Annotated in this window: 20 protein-coding genes; 13 read left to right on the top strand and 7 right to left on the bottom strand. The window is 59.3% G+C overall.

From position 1 onward, the window contains the following. Positions 1-16 precede the first annotated feature (16 nt). The 4 genes from fmt to CUR33_RS12485 are packed head-to-tail and all read left to right on the top strand — an operon-like array spanning position 17 to position 3,984. Positions 17-961, top strand: coding sequence for a methionyl-tRNA formyltransferase (gene fmt / locus CUR33_RS12500; protein ID WP_289239848.1), 945 nt, complete (start codon positions 17-19; stop codon positions 959-961). Next, a complete protein-coding gene (rsmB, locus tag CUR33_RS12495; protein ID WP_289239847.1) occupies positions 958-2,271 on the top strand; it encodes a 16S rRNA (cytosine(967)-C(5))-methyltransferase RsmB in 1,314 nt (437 codons plus the stop codon). The genes fmt and rsmB overlap by 4 nt, the downstream gene beginning before the upstream one ends. A 12-nt stretch (positions 2,272-2,283) precedes the next feature. After that, a complete protein-coding gene (gene trkA / locus CUR33_RS12490; protein ID WP_090254226.1) occupies positions 2,284-3,657 on the top strand; it encodes a Trk system potassium transporter TrkA in 1,374 nt (457 codons plus the stop codon). Positions 3,658-3,666: 9 nt separating this feature from the next. Next, a complete protein-coding gene (locus CUR33_RS12485) occupies positions 3,667-3,984 on the top strand; it encodes a hypothetical protein (RefSeq protein WP_289239846.1) in 318 nt (105 codons plus the stop codon). 18 nt (positions 3,985-4,002) lie between these two features. Here the strand turns inward: CUR33_RS12485 and CUR33_RS12480 are convergent, their stop codons facing one another. From CUR33_RS12480 to CUR33_RS12470, 3 genes are all read right to left on the bottom strand, one after another. Then, positions 4,003-4,275, bottom strand: coding sequence for a PilZ domain-containing protein (locus CUR33_RS12480; RefSeq protein WP_160086356.1), 273 nt, complete (start codon positions 4,273-4,275; stop codon positions 4,003-4,005). Between the two features lie 68 nt (positions 4,276-4,343). Continuing rightward, complete coding sequence (locus CUR33_RS12475; protein WP_289239845.1) at positions 4,344-5,231, bottom strand: lysophospholipid acyltransferase; 888 nt, start codon at positions 5,229-5,231, stop codon at positions 4,344-4,346. Positions 5,232-5,276: 45 nt separating this feature from the next. Beyond that, positions 5,277-5,834 (bottom strand): DNA-3-methyladenine glycosylase I, encoded by a 558-nt coding sequence (locus tag CUR33_RS12470; RefSeq protein WP_289239844.1) that lies wholly within the window; start codon positions 5,832-5,834, stop codon positions 5,277-5,279. 66 nt (positions 5,835-5,900) lie between these two features. Here CUR33_RS12470 and glyQ point away from each other — a divergent pair, with 66 nt between their 5' ends. The 4 genes from glyQ to CUR33_RS12450 all read left to right on the top strand — a co-directional run bounded on the left by glyQ (position 5,901) and on the right by CUR33_RS12450 (position 10,329). After that, the gene (glyQ, locus tag CUR33_RS12465) at positions 5,901-6,848 is read left to right on the top strand and encodes a glycine--tRNA ligase subunit alpha (RefSeq protein WP_170050290.1); all 948 of its coding nucleotides are present in this window, start codon (positions 5,901-5,903) and stop codon (positions 6,846-6,848) included. Beyond that, positions 6,845-8,899, top strand: coding sequence for a glycine--tRNA ligase subunit beta (gene glyS, locus CUR33_RS12460; protein WP_289239843.1), 2,055 nt, complete (start codon positions 6,845-6,847; stop codon positions 8,897-8,899). Before glyQ ends, glyS begins: the two co-directional genes overlap by 4 nt. Before the next feature lie 90 nt (positions 8,900-8,989). Further along, entirely contained in the window at positions 8,990-9,523 is a 534-nt protein-coding gene (gene gmhB / locus CUR33_RS12455) for a D-glycero-beta-D-manno-heptose 1,7-bisphosphate 7-phosphatase (RefSeq protein ID WP_289239842.1), read from the top strand. A 32-nt stretch (positions 9,524-9,555) separates the two neighbouring features. Then, complete coding sequence (locus CUR33_RS12450) at positions 9,556-10,329, top strand: lysophospholipid acyltransferase family protein (protein WP_160086342.1); 774 nt, start codon at positions 9,556-9,558, stop codon at positions 10,327-10,329. A gap of 302 nt (positions 10,330-10,631) precedes the next feature. Here CUR33_RS12450 and gyrB read toward each other — a convergent pair whose 3' ends face one another. The 4 genes from gyrB to dnaA form a co-directional block, all read right to left on the bottom strand. Next, positions 10,632-13,049, bottom strand: a complete 2,418-nt coding sequence (gyrB, locus tag CUR33_RS12445) for a DNA topoisomerase (ATP-hydrolyzing) subunit B (protein WP_160086340.1) — start codon at positions 13,047-13,049, stop codon at positions 10,632-10,634. A 4-nt stretch (positions 13,050-13,053) separates the two neighbouring features. Continuing rightward, entirely contained in the window at positions 13,054-14,157 is a 1,104-nt protein-coding gene (recF, locus tag CUR33_RS12440) for a DNA replication/repair protein RecF (protein ID WP_289239841.1), read from the bottom strand. 149 nt (positions 14,158-14,306) lie between these two features. Continuing rightward, entirely contained in the window at positions 14,307-15,410 is a 1,104-nt protein-coding gene (gene dnaN / locus CUR33_RS12435; protein WP_160086336.1) for a DNA polymerase III subunit beta, read from the bottom strand. A 31-nt stretch (positions 15,411-15,441) separates the two neighbouring features. Continuing rightward, positions 15,442-16,911, bottom strand: a complete 1,470-nt coding sequence (gene dnaA, locus CUR33_RS12430) for a chromosomal replication initiator protein DnaA (RefSeq protein WP_167145897.1) — start codon at positions 16,909-16,911, stop codon at positions 15,442-15,444. Positions 16,912-17,018: 107 nt separating this feature from the next. Here dnaA and CUR33_RS12425 point away from each other — a divergent pair, with 107 nt between their 5' ends. The 5 genes from CUR33_RS12425 (at position 17,019) to yidC (ending at position 19,976) form a co-directional block, all read left to right on the top strand. Beyond that, complete coding sequence (locus CUR33_RS12425) at positions 17,019-17,222, top strand: hypothetical protein (RefSeq protein WP_289239840.1); 204 nt, start codon at positions 17,019-17,021, stop codon at positions 17,220-17,222. A 211-nt stretch (positions 17,223-17,433) separates the two neighbouring features. Then, positions 17,434-17,568 (top strand): 50S ribosomal protein L34, encoded by a 135-nt coding sequence (gene rpmH / locus CUR33_RS12420; protein ID WP_002551315.1) that lies wholly within the window; start codon positions 17,434-17,436, stop codon positions 17,566-17,568. A gap of 11 nt (positions 17,569-17,579) precedes the next feature. Further along, positions 17,580-17,984 carry a ribonuclease P protein component gene (gene rnpA, locus CUR33_RS12415; protein ID WP_430695388.1) on the top strand — a complete coding sequence of 135 codons (405 nt, stop codon included), beginning with the start codon at positions 17,580-17,582 and terminating at the stop codon, positions 17,982-17,984. Then, positions 17,977-18,222, top strand: coding sequence for a membrane protein insertion efficiency factor YidD (gene yidD / locus CUR33_RS12410; protein WP_289239838.1), 246 nt, complete (start codon positions 17,977-17,979; stop codon positions 18,220-18,222). The genes rnpA and yidD overlap by 8 nt, the downstream gene beginning before the upstream one ends. Positions 18,223-18,224: 2 nt before the next feature. After that, complete coding sequence (yidC, locus tag CUR33_RS12405) at positions 18,225-19,976, top strand: membrane protein insertase YidC (protein ID WP_289239837.1); 1,752 nt, start codon at positions 18,225-18,227, stop codon at positions 19,974-19,976. Positions 19,977-20,040 lie beyond the last annotated feature (64 nt).

Below are 20,040 nucleotides of genomic sequence, written 5' to 3'. Positions count from 1 at the left end.
CTAGCAGTGAGAACCCATGTCTGAGTCTTTGCGTATTGTCTTTGCCGGCACCCCGGAATTCGCCGCCGAACACCTCAAGGCCTTGCTCGACACGCCACACCAGATCATTGCCGTCTACAGCCAGCCTGATCGCCCGGCCGGCCGCGGACAGAAGCTCACCCCAAGCCCGGTTAAGCAGCTCGCCCTTCAGCACGATATTCCGGTGTACCAGCCGCAGACCCTGCGCGACCCCGCAGCCCAAGCCGAGCTAGCGGCACTCAAGCCCGATCTGATGGTGGTGGTGGCGTACGGCCTGATCCTGCCGCAAGCGGTGCTGGATATCCCGCGCCTGGGCTGTATCAACAGTCACGCCTCGCTGCTGCCACGCTGGCGTGGTGCCGCACCGATCCAGCGCGCGGTGGAGGCCGGTGATGCTGAGTCCGGCGTTACCGTGATGCAGATGGAAGCCGGCCTGGACACAGGGCCGATGCTGCTCAAGGTCAGCACGCCCATTTCTGCCGAAGACACCGGTGGCAGCTTGCACGATCGCCTGGCCACACTTGGCCCACAGGCGGTGATCGCTGCCATCAGCGGCCTGGCCGCCGGCAGTCTGGTTGGCGAGGTGCAGGATGACAGCCTGGCGACCTATGCACACAAGCTGAATAAGGATGAAGCGCGCCTCGACTGGAGCCGCCCGGCCATTGAGCTGGAGCGACTAGTGCGTGCCTTTCACCCCTGGCCGATCTGCCATAGCACGCTAGGTGGCGAAGCCATCAAGGTGCACGCCGCCGCACTGGGCGAAGGGCAGGGCCAACCCGGCAGCATCCTCGCCGCCGATAAATCCGGCCTGACCGTGGCCTGTGGCGAAGGCGCGCTGCGTCTGACACGCCTGCAACTGCCCGGCGGCAAGGCGCTGAACTTTAGTGACCTGTATAACAGCCGCCGCGAGCAGTTCGCACCTGGCTTGGTGCTCGGTCTATGAACCCACGTCTGGCCGCCGCCCGCGCCCTGGCCGTGGTGCTCAATGGCAAAGCCTCGCTGGGTAGCAGCCTGCCGCCGTTGCTGGATAAGGTCGAGCAGCGCGACCGTGGCCTAGCCCAGGATCTGGCCTTTGGCACCGCACGCTGGCAGCCACGCCTGGCATTGATCGCCGAGAAGCTGCTGCAGAAACCCTTCAAAGCCGTCGACCGCGATGTCGAAGCGCTGCTGCTGATCGGCCTCTATCAGCTGTTCTACACACGCATCCCGGCGCATGCGGCCATCGGCGAGACGGTAGCCTGTGTCGACAAGCTGAAGAAGCCTTCACTCAAGGGCCTGCTGAATGCCGTGCTGCGCAATGCCCAGCGCGAGCATGAGTCACTGCTGGCCGAGCTGGATCGCGATCCGGTGCTGCATACTGCCCACCCGCGCTGGCTGCAGAAGGCCCTGAAAGCTCAGTGGCCGGAACACTGGGAGGCCATCTGCGCGGCCAACAATGCCCACCCACCGCTGATTCTGCGGGTCAACCGCCGCCTCGGCAGTCGCGATGACTACCTGGCCGAACTGCACCGCGTAGGCTTCGAGGCGGAGCCTTGCACGTTTAGCCGTGACGGCATTCGCCTGCTGCAGGCATGCGATGTCACCACCCTGCCGGGTTTTGCTGAAGGCCGCGTCAGTGTGCAGGACGAAGCGGCGCAGCTGGCGGCCGAACTGCTCGATCTGGCGCCCGGTCAACGCGTGCTGGACGCCTGCGCCGCGCCAGGCGGTAAAACCTGCCATCTGCTGGAAGCCGAGCCCTCACTGGCCGGCGTTGTGGCGGTGGACTTGGAAGAAAAACGCCTGGTGCGCGTACGCGAAAACCTCAAACGTCTGGGCCTGGAGGCCGAGTTGATCGCCGCCGATGGCCGCGACCTGGCCGCCTGGTGGGACGGCAAGCCGTTCCAGCGCATCCTGCTCGATGCGCCCTGCTCGGCCACCGGGGTGATCCGCCGTCACCCGGATATCAAACTGACCCGTCAGGCCGATGACATTCCCGCGCTGGCCAAGCTGCAGGGCGAGCTGCTGGATAGCCTGTGGCAGACTCTGGAAGTCGGCGGCATCCTGCTCTATGCCACCTGCTCGGTGATGCCGGCGGAAAACAGCGAGAATATTGCTGCCTTCCTGGCGCGTACGCCGGGCGCCCGTGAGCTGGATATTGCCGGAGCGTTCGGCCATAAAACCGCCCACGGTCGCCAGCTATTCCCGCAAGTCGACGGCCACGACGGCTTCTACTATGCCAAGCTGATGAAAATCGCTGCCGCCCCGCGCGGCTGAGGAACAGACTGCATGAAGATCATCATTCTCGGTGCAGGCCAGGTTGGCGGCACCCTGGCGGAACACCTGGCCAGCGAAGCCAACGACATCACCGTGGTCGACACCGACGGTGACCGTCTGCGCGACCTCGGTGACCGCCTGGATATTCGTACCGTACAAGGTCGTGGTTCGTTTCCCACGGTGCTGCGCCAGGCCGGCGCAGATGACGCCGACATGCTGGTGGCAGTGACCAACAGCGATGAAATCAACATGATTGCCTGCCAGGTCGCCTACAGCCTGTTCCACACCCCGACCAAGATTGCACGGGTGCGTGAAGCGGCCTATCTGACCCGCAGCGGCCTGTTCAGCAACGAATCGATCCCGGTCGACGTACTGATCAGCCCCGAGCAGGTGGTGACCAACTACATCAAGCGCCTGATCGAATACCCCGGCGCCCTGCAGGTGATCGACTTCGCCGAAGGCAAGGCTCAGCTGGTGGCGGTCAAGGCCTACTACGGCGGCCCACTCGTCGGTCAGCAGCTGCGTCAATTGCGCGAGCACATGCCGAATGTCGACACCCGGGTGGCCGCGATCTTCCGCCGCAACCGGGCGATCATGCCGCAGGGCGACACGGTGATCGAAGCCGATGACGAAGTATTCTTTATCGCCGCCAAGGCGCATATCCGTGCGGTGATGAGCGAAATGCGCCGCATGGAAGACAGCTACAAGAAAGTCGTGATCGCCGGCGGAGGGCATATCGGCGAGCGTCTGGCCGAGGCCATCGAGAGCCGCTACCAGGTGAAGATCATTGAGATGAACCCGGCACGTTGCCGCTACCTCTCGGAAACCCTCGACAGCACCATCGTGCTACAAGGCAGCGCCTCGGACCGCGACTTGCTGGTGGAAGAAAACATCAGCGACGCCGACATCTTCCTGGCCCTGACCAACGACGACGAAGCCAACATCATGTCCTCCTTGCTGGCCAAGCGCCTGGGTGCGCGCAAGGTGATGACCATCATCAACAACCCGGCTTACGTTGATCTGGTACAAGGCGGCGAAATCGACATCGCCATCAGCCCGCAGCTGGCCACCATCGGCACTCTGCTGACCCACGTGCGCCGTGGTGATATCGAAAGCGTGCACAGCCTGCGCCGCGGTGCCGCCGAGGCCATCGAAGCGATTGCCCATGGTGACGCCAAATCGAGCAAGGTAGTCGGCCGCGCCATCGCTGATATCGCGTTGCCGCCGGGCACTACCATCGGTGCGATCATCCGCAACGAAGAGGTGTTGATCGCTCACGACAACACGGTGATCGAGACGGGCGACCATGTGATCCTGTTCCTGGTCGACAAAAAGTACATCCGCGATGCCGAGCGTCTGTTCCAGGTCGGCCTGACCTTTTTTTAGGAATCGACCATGAGCACCGAAGCCCTGGAGAAAATGCTGGCCAAAGGCATGGACAATGCCCTGCTGCGTTTTGGTTTGGGTAAGGGTTATCTAGATGCGGCGGAGTTCGCCAAGGCGGCGGAGCATTTGCAGCGCTGTGTCGAGTTCGATGCGCAATATTCAGCCGCCTGGAAGCTGCTCGGCCAGGCGCTGAACAAGCAGGGGCGTAGCGCCGAGGCGCGGGCTGCCTGGACGCAAGGCTTGCGGGTGGCAGAAGAGAAGGGTGACAAGCAGGCGGGCAAGGAAATCAGTGTATTTCTCAAACGCCTGGATAAGCCGGCTCGGTAACTCAGGAAATAGCCTGAACTATTCCTCGGTTTGCACAAAGCGCAGGCCAACGCCCAGGGCTTCGACGCGTACCACTTCGAGCGTGAGGATCGGCGCTTCCATCGGCAACCCCTGCACTTGGCCCTGCACCTGCTCACCCATGCTGAGCATATTTTGCGCCTGGTCCATCAGCACATAGACGCCGCATTCGGAAATATCCCGCGTGGTGACCATCAGCTCACCGTGCACCGGATGGTCGATACGCAGGCGTACCTTCAGGGGCGTGCGGATATTCTTTCGACTATTGCTCATGCGCCGTCCGTCAGAGTGGGTTCCTCCAGCCTAGTCGAGAGCAGGCTTCGCCTGCAACTCAGACCCATTCAATACCACTTGGCTTCGCCGGCAGGGCGCTTCTTGAAGCGCTTCATGCTCCACATATACTGGCTCGGGTAAGTACGCACATACCGTTCGATAACGGTGCTCATCGCCGCAACAGCGGTTGCCGTATCAGTGCTGTACATGGCTTCCGGTGCAGCTTCGAGGATGACCTTAAAGCCCGAACCATCCGGCAGACGCAGCGCATGCAGAAATACTCCGCAGGCCTTGCCGCCGCTCAACATGCCGGCAACAAACTTGCTGGTCAGCGCCTCGGTGCCCAGAAAGGGCACGAATACCCCGGAAGACAGGCTCGGCTCAGGATCAGCCGGAATGCCCACCGCACCGCCTTTGCGCACTTCCTTGATCACACTGAGGATGCCTTCCTTGGTCGACGGCGCAACGCGGTTACCCAGCTGCACACGCTGCTGGCGCAGCAGATCATCGACCGCTTTGAGCTTGGGCGGGCGGTAGAAGATGATCGGTTTGCACTGCGCGCAGTAGAAGTGGTTAAGCACTTCCCAGTTGCCCAGGTGGCTGGTGATGCCGACTACGCCCTTACCGCTGGCCAGAGCCTCCTTGAGTACATCCAGACCCTCGACTTCACGCACCAGGCCGATGGATTTCTGCGCCGGCCAGATCCAGGCACAGGCGCTTTCGGTCAGGGTTCGGCCGATATCCATCAGCGATTGGCCCAGCAGACGCTGGTGCGCGGCCTCATCCAGTTCGGGAAAGCATTTACGCAGGTTGATGCTGGCCACTTCGCGTGAGCCGTTCGGCAGCTTCCACATCAGCCAACCAATCGCCGCGCCCACAGCCTGAACTGCGCGCCATGGCAGCAGGGCAAACAGACGTAAGAAACCCACCACCAGGGCACCTTTGAACTTTTCCACAGGCAACTCCAGCCGATCAAAAGGTGGCCATTGTAACCGCCTGCGCTAGTAGCCGTTGAGTTGCGCGTAGCGGTCACAGTTCGTGGTGTGATCCATGACCATGCCGCTGGCCTGCATATAGGCATAACAAATGGTCGGCCCGACAAAGGTGAAACCGGCCTTCTTCAGCGCCTTGCTCATCGCCTCGGCCTCAGCGGTTACCGCCGGCACCTGGCCGCGTTCGCTGAAGTGGTTGATCTTTGGCACGCCGCCGACAAACGACCAGAGCAACGCCACTGGGTCTTCCAGCTTGAGCCAGGCCTGAGCGTTTTTGCGCATGGCCTTGAGCTTGAGGCGGTTGCGGATGATGCCGGGGTCCTGCATTAGAGTTTCTTCGATGTACTCGTCGGTGAGCATGGCCAGACGCTGCAAATCAAACCCGAACAGCACCTTGCGATAGTGCTCGCGCTTCTTCAGCACGGTGATCCACGACAGACCTGCCTGAAAACCCTCCAGCAGCAGTAACTCGAACAGCACCTGGGGGTCACGTTGCGGTACGCCCCATTCTTCATCGTGGTACGCCTGATACAGCGGATCGTCATTGCACCAGAAACAGCGTGGCATGCGGGTTTTCCTGAGCTTCGGTATACTCGCGGACTTTCTGAAGCCGCCAAAGTACGGGTGAAATTTGTGAGCCAGACTACGCCTGCCGTGCGCACCTTCCAAGACTTGATCCTCGCCCTGCAACAGTACTGGGCCGAGCAGGGCTGTGTGGTGTTGCAGCCCTACGATATGGAAGTTGGCGCGGGCACCTTCCACACCGCCACGTTTCTCCGTGCCATCGGCCCAGAGACCTGGAACGCCGCCTATGTGCAGCCTTCCCGTCGTCCGGCTGACGGCCGCTACGGCGAAAACCCCAACCGTCTGCAGCACTACTACCAGTTCCAGGTGGTACTCAAGCCGAACCCGGAAAACTTCCAGGAGCTTTACTTAGGCTCGCTGAAGGCCATCGGCATCGACCCGCTGGTACACGACATCCGCTTCGTCGAAGACAACTGGGAATCGCCGACGCTCGGCGCCTGGGGTCTGGGCTGGGAAATCTGGCTGAACGGTATGGAAGTCACCCAGTTCACCTACTTCCAGCAGGTCGGCGGCATCGAGTGCTACCCGGTAACCGGTGAGATCACCTACGGTCTCGAGCGCCTGGCCATGTACCTGCAGGGCGTCGACTCGGTGTACGACCTGGTTTGGACCGACGGCCAGTTCGGCAAGGTCACCTACGGCGATGTGTTCCACCAGAACGAAGTGGAGCAATCGACCTACAACTTCGAACACGCCAACGTCGAGAAACTCTTCGAGCTGTTCGACTTCTACGAAAGCGAAGCCAACCGCCTGATCGAACTGGAGCTACCGCTGCCGACCTACGAGATGGTGCTCAAGGCCTCGCACACCTTCAACCTGCTAGATGCGCGCCGAGCCATCTCGGTGACCGCGCGTCAGCAATACATCCTGCGCGTGCGTGCCCTGGCCCGCTCGGTGGCGCAGAGCTACCTGCAAGCGCGGCGCAAACTCGGCTTCCCGCTCGCGGCACCCGACCTGCGTGATGAAGTATTGGCCAAGCTGGAGGCAGCAGAATGAGTGCGCGTGATTTCCTGGTAGAGCTGGGCACCGAAGAGCTGCCACCGAAAGCCCTGAAAACCCTGGGTGAAGCTTTCCTCGCCGGTATCGAAAAAGGCCTGAAAGCCGCTGGCCTGAGCTATGGCCAAGTGCGCTATTACGCCGCGCCGCGCCGTTTGGCCGTACTGATCGAGCAGCTTGAAGAGCAGCAAGCCGATCGCACGCAGAACCTCGACGGCCCGCCCGTACAGGCAGCGTTCGACAAGGACGGCAACCCGACTCAAGCCGCGCTGGGCTTCGCCAAGAAGTGCGGTGTCGAGCTGAGCCAAATCGACCAAAGCGGCCCCAAACTGAAATTCAGCCAGAGCATTCCGGGTCAAGCAGCCGCTGGCCTGCTGCCGGGCATCGTCGAAACCTCGCTGAACGAGCTGCCGATTCCCAAGCGCATGCGTTGGGGCGCGCGCAAGACCGAATTCGTCCGCCCGAGCCAGTGGCTGGTGATGCTGTTCGGTGACGAGGTGATCGACTGCGAAATCCTCGCCCAACAAGCCGGCCGGGTTTCCCGTGGTCACCGCTTCCACGCCAACCATGAGGTGCGTATCAGCGCGCCGGCCAACTACGCCGAAGACCTGCGTAGCGCCTATGTGATTGCCGACTTCGCCGAGCGTCGCGCGCAGATCATTGCCCGGGTCAATGAACTGGCTGCAGCAGAGCAGGGCACGGCCATCGTACCGCCGGCGTTGCTGGATGAAGTCAGTGCCCTGGTCGAATGGCCGGTGCCGCTGGTCTGTTCCTTCGAGGAACGCTTCCTCGAAGTGCCGCAGGAAGCACTGATCACCACCATGCAGGACAACCAAAAGTACTTCTGCCTGCTCAACAGCAACGGCAAGCTGCTGCCGCGCTTTATCACCGTGGCCAACGTTGAAAGTAAAGACCCGGCGCAGATCATTTCCGGCAACGAGAAGGTGGTGCGTCCGCGCCTGACGGACGCCGAGTTCTTCTTCAAGCAGGACAAGAAGCAAAAGCTTGAGACCTTCAACCAGCGCCTGGCCAACGTGGTGTTCCAGGCCCAGCTGGGTTCGGTCTATGACAAGGCCCAGCGCGTCTCGGCCCTGGCTGGTTTTATCGCCCAGCGCATTGGTGGCGACGCCACTCGCGCGGCACGGGCCGGCATTCTCTGCAAGTGCGACCTGGCCAGTGAAATGGTCGGCGAGTTCCCGGAAATGCAGGGCATCGCCGGTTACTACTACGCCAAGCATGATGGCGAAGCCGAAGACGTCGCCCTGGCGCTGAACGAGCAGTACATGCCGCGCGGCGCCGGCGCTGAGCTGCCGAGTACCCTCACTGGTGCTGCCGTGGCCCTGGCCGACAAGCTGGATACCCTGGTTGGGATCTTCGGCATCGGCATGCTGCCCACCGGCAGCAAGGACCCCTATGCCCTGCGTCGCGCTGCCCTTGGCGTGTTGCGCATCCTGATCGAGAAGCAGCTGGATCTGGATCTGGTTGAAGCCGTTGGTTTTGCGATCAAACAATTCGGCGACAAGATCAAAGCCGATGGCCTGGCTCCCCAGGTGCAGGACTTTATCTTCGACCGTCTGCGCGCGCGTTATGAGGACGAAGGCGTCGAAGTGGCCGTGTACCAGGCCGTACGTGCGGTCAGCCCGACCTCGCCGCTGGATTTCGATCAACGCGTACAGGCCGTGCAAGCTTTCCGGGCTTTGCCGCAGGCGGCCGCTCTGGCGGCGGCGAACAAGCGCGTGTCCAACTTGCTGAGCAAGGCCGAAGGTCAGGTCGCAGCGAGCGTCGAAGCCCATCACTTCGACAACCCCAGCGAGTTCGCCCTTAACGCCGCTATTCAGCAGGCCGAGCATGCAGTACGGCCGCTGGCTGCAGGGCGTCAGTACAACCTGGCACTGAGTCAGTTGGCCAATCTGCGCGAGCCGGTGGATGCCTTCTTCGAGGCCGTACTGGTCAACGCCGAAGACCCTGCCGTACGGGCCAATCGTTATGCGCTGCTGGCCAAGCTGCGTGGCCTGTTCCTCGGTGTGGCCGATATCTCAGTACTCGGCTAACGCCTGCCGCGAGTCCGATGGGCTACGCGCAGCCCATCATCACCTTTACCAGCTGGCGGCCATCACCGTCAGCCGGTTACGGATTTCCCCATGAAACTGCTGATTCTCGACCGCGACGGCGTCATCAATTACGACTCCGACGCCTATATCAAAAGCCTCGCCGAGTGGATTCCGCTACCCGGCGCTATCGAAGCCATCGCGCGCCTGTCGCAAGCCGGCTGGACGATCGCCGTGGCCACCAATCAATCCGGGGTCGCCCGCGGCTATTACAACCTGGCCACCCTGGAAGCCATGCACGCGCGCCTGCGTGAACTGGTGACAGCGCAGGGCGGCGAGCTGGGCCTGATCGTGCACTGCATCCACGGCCCGGATGAGGGCTGCGCCTGCCGCAAACCGAAACCCGGCATGCTCGAGCAGATTGCTGCGTACTATGGCGTAGCACTTAAGGGCGTGTGGTTTGTCGGAGACAGCAGCGGTGACCTGACAGCGGCCGGCGCCGTCGATTGTCAGCCAGTTTTGGTAAAGACCGGCAAGGGCGAACGCACCCTGGCGAAAGGATTGCCAGCGGGCACCCTGGTATTCGATGATCTGGCGGCGGTTGCCGCACAGCTTCTCCACTTATAAAGCAGGCGCTGCCTGCGACGGTAAAAGCTCCCATGTCGACAGTGCAGACCCTCAGAACCGTTCTCTTCTATCTGTTGTTGTCTTCCAGCGCCTTTGTCTGGTGCACCCTCAGCGTCTTCGTTGCCCCCTTCCTACCGTTTCGCGCGCGCTATCGCTTTGTTATCCAGAACTGGTGCCGCTGCGCCACCTGGCTGGCCAAGGTGGTAGCCGGCATCAACTATGAGATCAAGGGCCTGGAGAATATCCCCGAGCAGCCCTGCGTGATCCTCGCCAAGCACCAAAGCACCTGGGAGACCTTCTTCCTCTGCGGCTACTTTGAGCCGCTCAGCCAAGTGGTCAAGCGCGAGCTGCTGTATGTACCGTTCTTCGGCTGGGCGATGGCCATGCTCAAACCTATCGCCATCGACCGCAGTAACCCCAAAGCGGCGCTCAAGCAGCTGGCCAAGCTTGGCCACAAACGCCTGGGGCAGGGCGCCTGGGTGCTGGTATTTCCGGAAGGCACGCGCATTCCGCCCGGCCAGATCGGCAAGTTCAGCCGTGGCGGCGCCTCCCTCGCAGTGAATGCCAACCTGCCGGTGCTACCGATTGCCCACAACGCTGGTGAGTTCTGGCCCAAGTTGGGATGGCGCAAAACCCCAGGTACCGTTCAAGTAGTGATTGGCCCACTGATGCACGCTGAAGGTACCGGTCCGCGCGCCATCGCCGAGCTCAATGATCGTGCGTTTGCCTGGGTCAGCCAGGCGCAACGCGATATCGGCTCACTGGATGCACAGAGCCAGCCTCTGGAAGCCCAGGAGCCGGCCTAGCTCAATTGTGGATAACCTGTGCGCGAAATACCGGCAGAGTGCTATTAAGCCTTTCAAGGTAATGATTTATAAGCAGTTTTAATGTGCATCTAACCAACTACTTTTCGTGCATAAGTTTTCCGATGTAACCTCAAGCCGGCCTCAGTATCGGCTTTTTTATCGCTCAAATTTGCTCGGGTACGGATGTGCGCTGCATGCCTGCCGCTATGTTCCATGTGGAACAAAAAAGCCCCTGCTGAAGTTAATCAGCAGGGGCTTTTTCTAGACAGAAACCAGCGTGTGTCTGGCGTCCTCCGGCTGTTTTAGAAGTCCAGGTTGGACACAGCCAGTGCGTTGGTCTCGATAAAGTCCCGACGCGGTTCAACGGCATCACCCATCAGGGTGTTGAAGATCTGATCGGCAGCGATCGCGTCTTCGATACGCACCTTGAGCATGCGGCGAACTTCCGGGTCCATGGTGGTTTCCCAGAGTTGATCCGGGTTCATTTCACCGAGACCCTTATAGCGTTGGATGCTATGGCGCTTGGTGCTTTCAGCCATCAGCCAAGCAAGTGCATCCTTGAAGGTGCTGACGTGCTTCTTGCGCTCGCCGCGCTGCACAAAGGCACCTTCTTCTAGCAGGCTGTTGAGCTGATCGCCCAGAGTGGTAACGGTCTTGTAGTCGTTACTGGCGAAGAAGTCGCGGTTGAAGATGATGTAGCTGGAAACCCCATGGGAAACCAATTCCACCTGCGGCAGCCAGAGGTGACGCTCCTGGTCTTCGTGCAGACTGGTTTTGTACACCAGACCGGACTTCTCCATACCCTTGAGGCGTGCATCAAGCAGGCCCAGCCATTGCTCCATAGCTGCCTTGTCCGCCAACTGCTCGGTTTCCACCCGCGGGATGTAGACGAAGTGCTCGGTGAGCTCCAGCGGGTACAGGCGCGACAATCGGTTGAGGGTCTTCATCACCAGGCGGTAATCGTTGACCAGGCGCTCCAGCGCTTCACCAGACAAGCCTGGCGCGCTTTCGTTGACGTGTAGGCTGGCATCTTCCAGGGCCGACTGGGTCATGTATTCATCCATAGCCTCGTCGTCCTTGATGTACTGCTCCTGCTTGCCCTTCTTGACCTTGTACAGCGGCGGCTGAGCGATATAGATGTAGCCACGCTCAACAAGCTCCGGCAACTGACGGAAGAAGAAGGTCAGCAGTAGAGTACGAATGTGCGAACCGTCGACGTCGGCGTCGGTCATGATGATGATGTTGTGATAGCGCAGCTTGTCGATGTTGTACTCATCGCGGCCGATACCACAGCCCAGGGCGGTGATCAGGGTGCCGACTTCCTGAGAGGAAATCATCTTGTCGAAACGCGCTTTCTCGACGTTGAGGATCTTGCCCTTGAGCGGCAGGATCGCCTGGGTCTTGCGGTTACGGCCCTGCTTGGCAGAACCGCCCGCGGAGTCTCCTTCCACGATATAGAGTTCGGAAAGGGCAGGGTCTTTCTCCTGGCAGTCGGCCAGTTTGCCCGGCAGCCCGGCGATATCCAGCGCGCCTTTACGGCGGGTCATTTCACGCGCTTTACGCGCTGCTTCACGGGCGCGCGCAGCGTCGATCATCTTGCCGACTACGGCCTTGGCCTCGTTGGGGTTTTCCAACAGGAAGTCGGAGAAGTACTTGCCCATTTCCTGCTCGACCGCAGTTTTCACTTCGCTGGAAACCAGCTTGTCTTTGGTCTGCGAGCTGAACTTCGGGTCCGGTACTTTTACCGAAATAATCGCGGTCAAGCCTTCACGGGCATCGTCACCGGTGGTGGCGATCTTGTGCTTCTTGGCCAGACCTTCCTGCTCAATATAGGCATTCAGGTTACGCGTCAGCGCCGAGCGGAAGCCGGCCAGGTGAGTACCACCGTCGCGCTGGGGAATATTGTTGGTGAAGCAGAGCAGGTTCTCGTTGAAGCTGTCGTTCCACTGCAGGGCAACTTCTACACCGACACCGTCATCACGCTGCACGGTGAAGTGGAACACCTGGTTGACCGCAGTTTTGTTGTGGTTGAGGTATTCAACGAAGGCACGCAGACCGCCTTCGTACTTGAACAGCTCTTCCTTGCCGCTGCGTTCATCCTTGAGCAGGATGCCCACGCCGGAGTTGAGGAACGACAGTTCGCGCAGACGCTTAGCCAGAATGTCCCAGCTGAAATGGATATTGGCGAAGGTGTCTTCGGACGGCTTGAAGTGGATCTGCGTACCGGTGACATCGCTGTCGCCGACCGCGGCGATCGGTGCCTGAGGCACGCCGTGGATATAGGTCTGCTCCCAGATCTTGCCACTACGGCGGATGGTCAGGATCAGCTCCTTGGACAGGGCGTTAACCACAGAAACGCCCACGCCGTGCAGACCACCGGAAACCTTGTAGCTGTTGTCGTCGAACTTACCGCCTGCGTGCAGGACGGTCATGATCACTTCAGCTGCGGAAACGCCTTCTTCCTTGTGCATATCGACCGGAATACCACGGCCGTTATCGCGCACGCTGATCGACTCATCCGGGTGGATGGTGATGGTGATTTCGCTGCAATGCCCAGCCAACGCCTCGTCAATCGAGTTGTCGACCACCTCGAACACCATGTGGTGCAGACCGCTGCCATCGTCGGTATCGCCGATGTACATGCCAGGCCGCTTGCGTACGGCATCCAGGCCCTTGAGGACCTTAATGTTATTGGAGTCGTACGTTTGGTTTTCGCTCATGCCTTCACTCCCGGTGGTCGTGGGTCTGGGTAATGCCACCATGTTCCACGTGGAACATGGCAACTGGCGTATCCGTGCGCCAGCCTTCCCTCAACAATTCATGGTCTACACAGGTGATAAACACCTGGCAGTGCAAGTCTTCCAACAATCGGCACAACGCACGACGGTGCTGTTCATCCAGTTCTGACGGCAGGTCATCCACCAGATAGATGCATTGGCCGTGCTTGGCCTGATTGACTAAATGGCCCTGCGCAATGCGCAGTGCACATACAACTAATTTCTGCTGGCCGCGCGAGAGTATCTCGGCGGCATTATGTGCCCCTAAACGCAGCCTTAAGTCGGCGCGCTGCGGACCTGCCTGGGTGTGACCCAGTTGCTGATCGCGGGTAAGGGTAGAGGCAAGCACCGTATTGAGCTCGCGCTCTTTATCCCAACCGCGGTAGTAACTGAGGGTCAAACCTTGCAGCTCAACCAGCTCATTCAGGATGCGCTCGAAAACCGGTTTCAGGGCCTGGATATAGGCACGCCGATAACCGTCAATTTCGTCGCTGGCCAGGCACAACTCTCGGTCCCAGGCAGCCTGCGAAGCGGCGTCAAGTGTACCATGCCGCAGCCATGAGTTCCGCTGACGCAGGGCCTTCTGCAGGCGCTGCCAGGCCGGCAGAAAACGAGGTTCCACGTGGAACACTCCCCAATCGAGAAACTGCCTACGAATCTTCGGCGCACCTTCAAGTAGACGGAAGCTGTCCGGATTGATCAGTTGCAGCGGCAAGGTCTCGGCCAGTTGCGCAGCACTGCGCGCATTCTGCCCATCGATACGAATCTGAAATTCACCCTGACGATCCCGCGAAATACCCAGATTGCTTTGCCGACCATCAGACATTTGTACCTGACCGAAAATCGTGCAAGCGAGTTGATCGTACTGAATGACCGGAAGCAGGCGAGTGCTGCGAAAGGAGCGAGCCAGACCCAGCAAATGAATGGCTTCGAGCAGGCTGGTTTTGCCGCTGCCATTGTCGCCGGAAAGGATGTTGATACGCGGAGAGGGGGAAAGGGTCACCGGGTGCAGATTACGCACCGCGGTGACGGTAAAGCGAGTAAGGGACATTAACTAAGAGACCGTTGAAGAACGTTACGAGCGAAGGTCAGGCAAGGCGGGATCGGTTGAGGAAGCGGAGTGTACGGGTAGTACATGAGCATTCCGAAAGCGACCCCAACGCGGCATGACCGAGCGCAGTAGTTATTCAACGGTCTGGATTACAGACGCATTGGCATAACGACATAGGATGAATCGTCGTTGTCAGCTTCCTGTACCAGGGCACTGCTGTTGGCATCGGAGAGGATCAGACGCACCTGGTCGGTGGTCATCACGCTCAGCACGTCGAGCAAGTAGCTGACGTTGAAACCGATTTCCAGCGAGCTGCCGCTGTAGTCCACGGCGATCTCTTCTTCCGCTTCTTCCTGCTCAGGGTTGTTAGCCTGAATTTTCAGCAAGCCAGATTCCAGTTGCAGACGAATGCCGCGGTACTTCTCGTTGGACAGAATCGCGGTACGGCTAAACGCTTCACGCAGGCCCTGACGATCAGCAACCACCAGCTTGTCACCACCACGCGGCAACACACGCTCGTAATCCGGGAACTTGCCGTCGACCAGTTTCGAGGTGAAGGTGAACTCGCCGGTGGTAGCGCGGATGTGGTGCTGACCGAGAACGATGCTGACGCTGCCATCCTGCTCAGTGAGCAGACGAGCCAGTTCGAGAATACCTTTGCGCGGCACGATGACCTGATGGCGTTCAACCTGCTCGATCGCCGCTTCCATGGAGCACATGGCCAGTCGGTGACCGTCGGTGGCAACGGCGCGGAGGATGCCGGTCTGTACTTCTAGCAGCATGCCATTGAGGTAATAACGCACGTCCTGCTGGGCCATGGCAAAGCTGGTGCGTTCGATCAAACGGCGCAGTCTGCTTTGTACCAGGCTGAAGGTCAGCGAACCTGGGCCTTCTTCGACAGTAGGGAAATCATTGGCGGGCAGGGTGGACAGACTGAAGCGGCTGCGGCCGGCTTTGACCAGCAGCTTCTGCTCGTCGATACGGATATCGATCAGAGCGTCAGCCGGCAGGCTTTTGCAGATATCCATCAGCTTACGCGCCGGCACGGTGATCTCACCGGACTCCGCTGGCTCTTCAAGGGTGACGCGACCAACCAGCTCGACTTCCAGGTCGGTACCGGTCAGCGACAGCTGCTGGCCTTCGACCACTAGCAGCACGTTAGAAAGAACCGGCAAGGTCTGACGGCGTTCCACGACGCCGGCGACCAGTTGCAGAGGTTTCAACAAGGCTTCGCGTTGAATGGTGAAATGCATGGTCTAGTCCCTTGCCTAGTGGAGTTGCGTATTAGGTTGTAAGCGTACGCAGCAAATTCTTATAGTCCTCGCGGATGTCCGCGTCGGATTCCTTAAGTTCAGCAATCTTACGGCATGCATGCAATACCGTTGTGTGATCGCGGCCGCCGAAGGCATCACCAATTTCCGGCAGGCTGTGGTTGGTCAGCTCTTTCGACAACGCCATGGCCACCTGACGCGGACGCGCGACCGAACGTGAGCGGCGCTTGGACAGCAGATCAGAAATCTTGATCTTGTAGTACTCGGCGACCGTGCGCTGAATATTGTCGATGCTTACCAGCTTGTCCTGCAGGGCCAACAGGTCCTTGAGCGATTCGCGGATCAGCTCGATGGTAATGTCGCGGCCCATGAAGTGCGAGTGGGCGATAACGCGCTTCAACGCGCCTTCCAGCTCACGCACGTTGGAGCGGATGCGCTGGGCAATAAAGAAGGCAGCATCATGCGGCAGGTCGACTTTGGCCTGATCGGCCTTCTTCATCAGAATCGCCACGCGGGTTTCCAGCTCAGGTGGCTCAACGGCTACCGTCAGACCCCAACCGAAACGTGACTTGAGACGCTCCTCCAGGCCTTCGATTTCTTTCGGGTAACGGTCACTGGTGAGAATCACCTGCTGGCCGCCTTCGAGCAAAGCGTTGAAGGTGTGGAAGAACTCTTCCTGGGAACGCTCTTTCTTGGCGAAGAATTGAATGTCATCAATCAGTAGTGCATCCACCGAACGGTAGAAGCGCTTGAACTCGTTGATGGCGTTCAGCTGCAAGGCCTTGACCATGTCCGCGACGAAACGCTCGGAATGCAGGTACACCACCTTGGCATTCGGGTTCTTCGCCAGCAGATGGTTACCCACTGCATGCATCAAGTGAGTCTTACCCAAGCCCACGCCGCCATAAAGGAACAGCGGGTTGTAACCGTGCTTGGGGTTGTCCGCCACCTGCCAGGCCGCTGCGCGGGCCAGCTGGTTGGATTTACCTTCGACGAAGTTATCAAAGGTAAAGGTGCGATTCAGGTAACTGGTGTGTTTCAACCCACCTTCGACCTGCACCGAACGCTCAGTACGCGCCGGCGCCTGCTGGCTGGCCGCACCGGCCATGGGGTCAAAGCTCGCGCGCGAGGGTTCTGCCTGCGCGGTAGAGGTTGCTGCTGTGGTGACTGCCGCAGGTGCTGGCGTGCTCGGCGCAGCTGACGGGGTACTGACAGCTGCAGCACGAGGTGCCGAGCTGCGTTTGCTACCTATTAATAAGGAGAGCGCCGGAACCAGACCGTTGGTCCGTTCGGTGAGTAACTCGAGCAAACGGCTGAGGTACTTCTCATTAACCCAATCGAGCACAAAACGGTTCGGCGCATAGACGCGGAGCTCGTCGCCTTCGGCTTCGACCTGCAGTGGACGGATCCAGGTGTTGAATTGCTGAGCAGGCAGCTCATCGCGCAGAAGCTCGACGCACTGCTGCCAAAGTTCCACAGACACGGACATCCCCTAAATCGCAAGGCGCGAGGCAAAAAACAGCCGTCATTGTAGCCGCCGAGGCTTGAGTTATCCACATGTAAGCTTGCTTATGCGCAAGGAAAATCAACGTGTTAATCGCGTTCGAGGCTTATAAAGCAGATGGGATAATGGCTGTGGATAACCGCCCGCAAGCTCATTGGATAAACCAGGGTAAAACCCGGTGGAAAACCCTGCTGTGGGTAAAATGGCATTCCATCCTCAGCTTGTGCGCTGCTTCCACACAGTTGCAGCACGCCTTTTCGACAGACTTACCCTTGGCTGAACAGCTCTGATCTGTTGGCCTTGAGGCACTTATGCACAGATGAATTGCTAGCTAATATCTACTAACATTACTAAACATCTTTAAATATTCTCTTCTTTATATTTCTTTATGCAGGAAAAGCCTGGTTGGAAATTGACCTGACCCTCGGGTTTCTCTAGAATTGCCGGTCTCTTAAAACGGGGGCCATTCCGGCCCGTAGTCGACCACCCAGGTACCGCACCATGAAACGTACTTTCCAACCCAGCACTATCAAACGCGCTCGCACCCACGGTTTCCGTGCTCGTATGGCCACCAAGAACGGCCGTGCTGTCCTGTCGCGCCGCCGCGCCAAGGGCCGTAAGCGTCTCGCCGTCTAAATTTCGGTCTTGTGGTGAGTCGAGACTTCAGTCGGGAAAAGCGTCTGCTAACCCCCCGGCAATTCAAGGCAGTCTTCGACTCCCCTAGCGGCAAAGCTCCGGGCAAAAATGTCCTGCTGCTGGCGCGCAACAACGAACTTGATCACCCCCGTCTGGGATTGGTGATCGGCAAGAAGAGCGTCAAGCTCTCGGTTGAGCGCAATCGCCTGAAACGCCAGATCCGCGAATCGTTCCGTCTCAATCAGGACAACCTGGTGGGATGGGACATCGTGGTGGTTGCGCGTAAAGGCCTCGGCGATCTGGAGAATGTCGAACTGGCTCGCCAGTTTGGCAAACTCTGGAAACGCCTCGAACGCAGCAAGCCAAGCCCGGAAACCGTCGCAACACCCGGGGTGAACGACAGTCCCCATGCGTAAACTGGCTTTGTTTCCCATCCAGTTCTACCGCTACGCCATCAGCCCCTTGATGGCCAGTCACTGTCGTTTCTACCCAAGCTGTTCTTGCTACGCGCTTGAAGCCATTGAACATCATGGCGTCATGCGCGGTGGCTGGCTGACCCTGCGTCGGCTTGGCCGCTGTCACCCGTGGAATCCCGGTGGCTACGACCCGGTTCCCTGCGTGAAAACCTCCCGTTCCTCTTCGATGGCCGAATAATCATGGATATTCAACGCTCGATCCTGATCGTCGCCCTGGCAATCGTGTCCTATATGATGGTTCTCCAGTGGAACCAGGACTACGGTCAAGCTGCCTTGCCGACAGAAATTGCCGCGACCAGCAGCACTGTACCCGGCTTGCCGGATACCACTGCCGCGACCTCAACCCCAGCAGGCGGCGATGATATTCCGAGCGCCACCACTGCCGTTGAACCCAGCGCCATCAGTGCCGCACCTGCTGCTGCCAGCGATGAACTGATTCGCGTGAAGACCGATGTGCTGGATCTGGCCATCGATCCGCGCGGTGGTGATGTGGTGCAACTGCGTTTGCCGCAGTACCCACGTCGTCAGGATCGTCCGGATGTACCTTTCCAGCTGTTCGACAACGGCGGAGAGCGTACCTACCTGGCACAGAGCGGTTTGATCGGCAGCAATGCGCCGGACAAATCCAGCGGTCGTGCTCTTTGGAGCAGCGAACAGAAGAGCTATGAACTGGCCGACGGTCAGGATCAGCTGCAGGTTGACCTCAAATTCAGCGAAGACGGTGTCAACTACATTAAGCGCTTCACCTTCAAGCGTGGTCTGAACGCTGAATGTGCGGCCAAAGACCAACAGCAGAAGAAACCCGGCTGCGTTGATCCTTCGTCCTATCAGGTGACTGTCAGCTACTTGATCGACAACCAGAGTGGTCAGGCCTGGAGCGGCAACATGTTTGCCCAGCTCAAGCGTGATGGCAGCGACGATCCGTCCTCCACCACCGCGACCGGCACTGCGACCTACCTCGGTGGCGCACTTTGGACTAGCGAAGAGCCGTACAAAAAAGTGTCGATGAAAGACATCGACAAACAAGCCTTCAAAGAAACCGTTCAAGGAGGCTGGGTTGCCTGGCTACAGCATTACTTCGTCACTGCCTGGATTCCAAGCAAAGACAGCACTAACCAAGTACAGACCCGTAAAGACAGCCAAGGCAACTACATTGTCGGCTTTACCGGCCCGGCCATTCAGGTTGCTGCCGGCGCTCAAGGTGAAACCAGTGCAGTTCTGTATGCCGGCCCGAAGCTACAAGGCCATCTGAAGACGCTGTCTCCAGGTCTTGAGCTGACTGTCGACTACGGCATTCTGTGGTTCCTCGCTCAGCCTATCTTCTGGCTGTTGGAAGTTATCCACAACCTGCTGGGTAACTGGGGCTGGTCGATCATCATGTTGACCGTGATCATCAAGCTGATCTTCTTCCCGTTGTCTGCTGCCAGCTACAAATCCATGGCGCGCATGCGTGCCGTGGCACCGAAACTCGCTCAGCTGAAAGAGCAGCACGGTGACGATCGCCAGAAGATGTCCCAGGCGATGATGGAGCTGTACAAGAAAGAGAAGATCAACCCGCTGGGCGGCTGCTTGCCGATCCTGGTGCAGATGCCTGTGTTCCTCGCGCTCTACTGGGTGCTGCTGGAATCCGTGGAAATGCGCCAAGCGCCGTGGCTACTGTGGATAACCGACCTGGCGATCAAGGACCCATACTTCATCCTGCCGATCATCATGGGCGCGACCATGTTTATTCAGCAGCAGCTCAACCCAACGCCGCCGGACCCGATGCAAGCCAAGGTACTGAAGTTGATGCCAATCATCTTCACCTTCTTCTTCCTCTGGTTCCCGGCTGGTCTGGTGCTGTACTGGGTGGTCAACAACGTCTTGTCCATCGCCCAGCAGTGGTACATTACCCGCAAGATCGAAGCCGCAGCCAAGGCCGCAGACGCCTAAGCTCCTAGCTTCTAAGCTGTAACAAACGCCCCTTTTCAGGGGCGTTTTGCTATGTCGTATTCAG

Source organism: Pseudomonas sp. FEMGT703P, assembly GCF_002786345.1.
Classification (GTDB): Bacteria; Pseudomonadota; Gammaproteobacteria; order Pseudomonadales; family Pseudomonadaceae; genus Aquipseudomonas; species Aquipseudomonas peli.
This window is presented reverse-complemented; position numbering and strand designations above follow the sequence as displayed.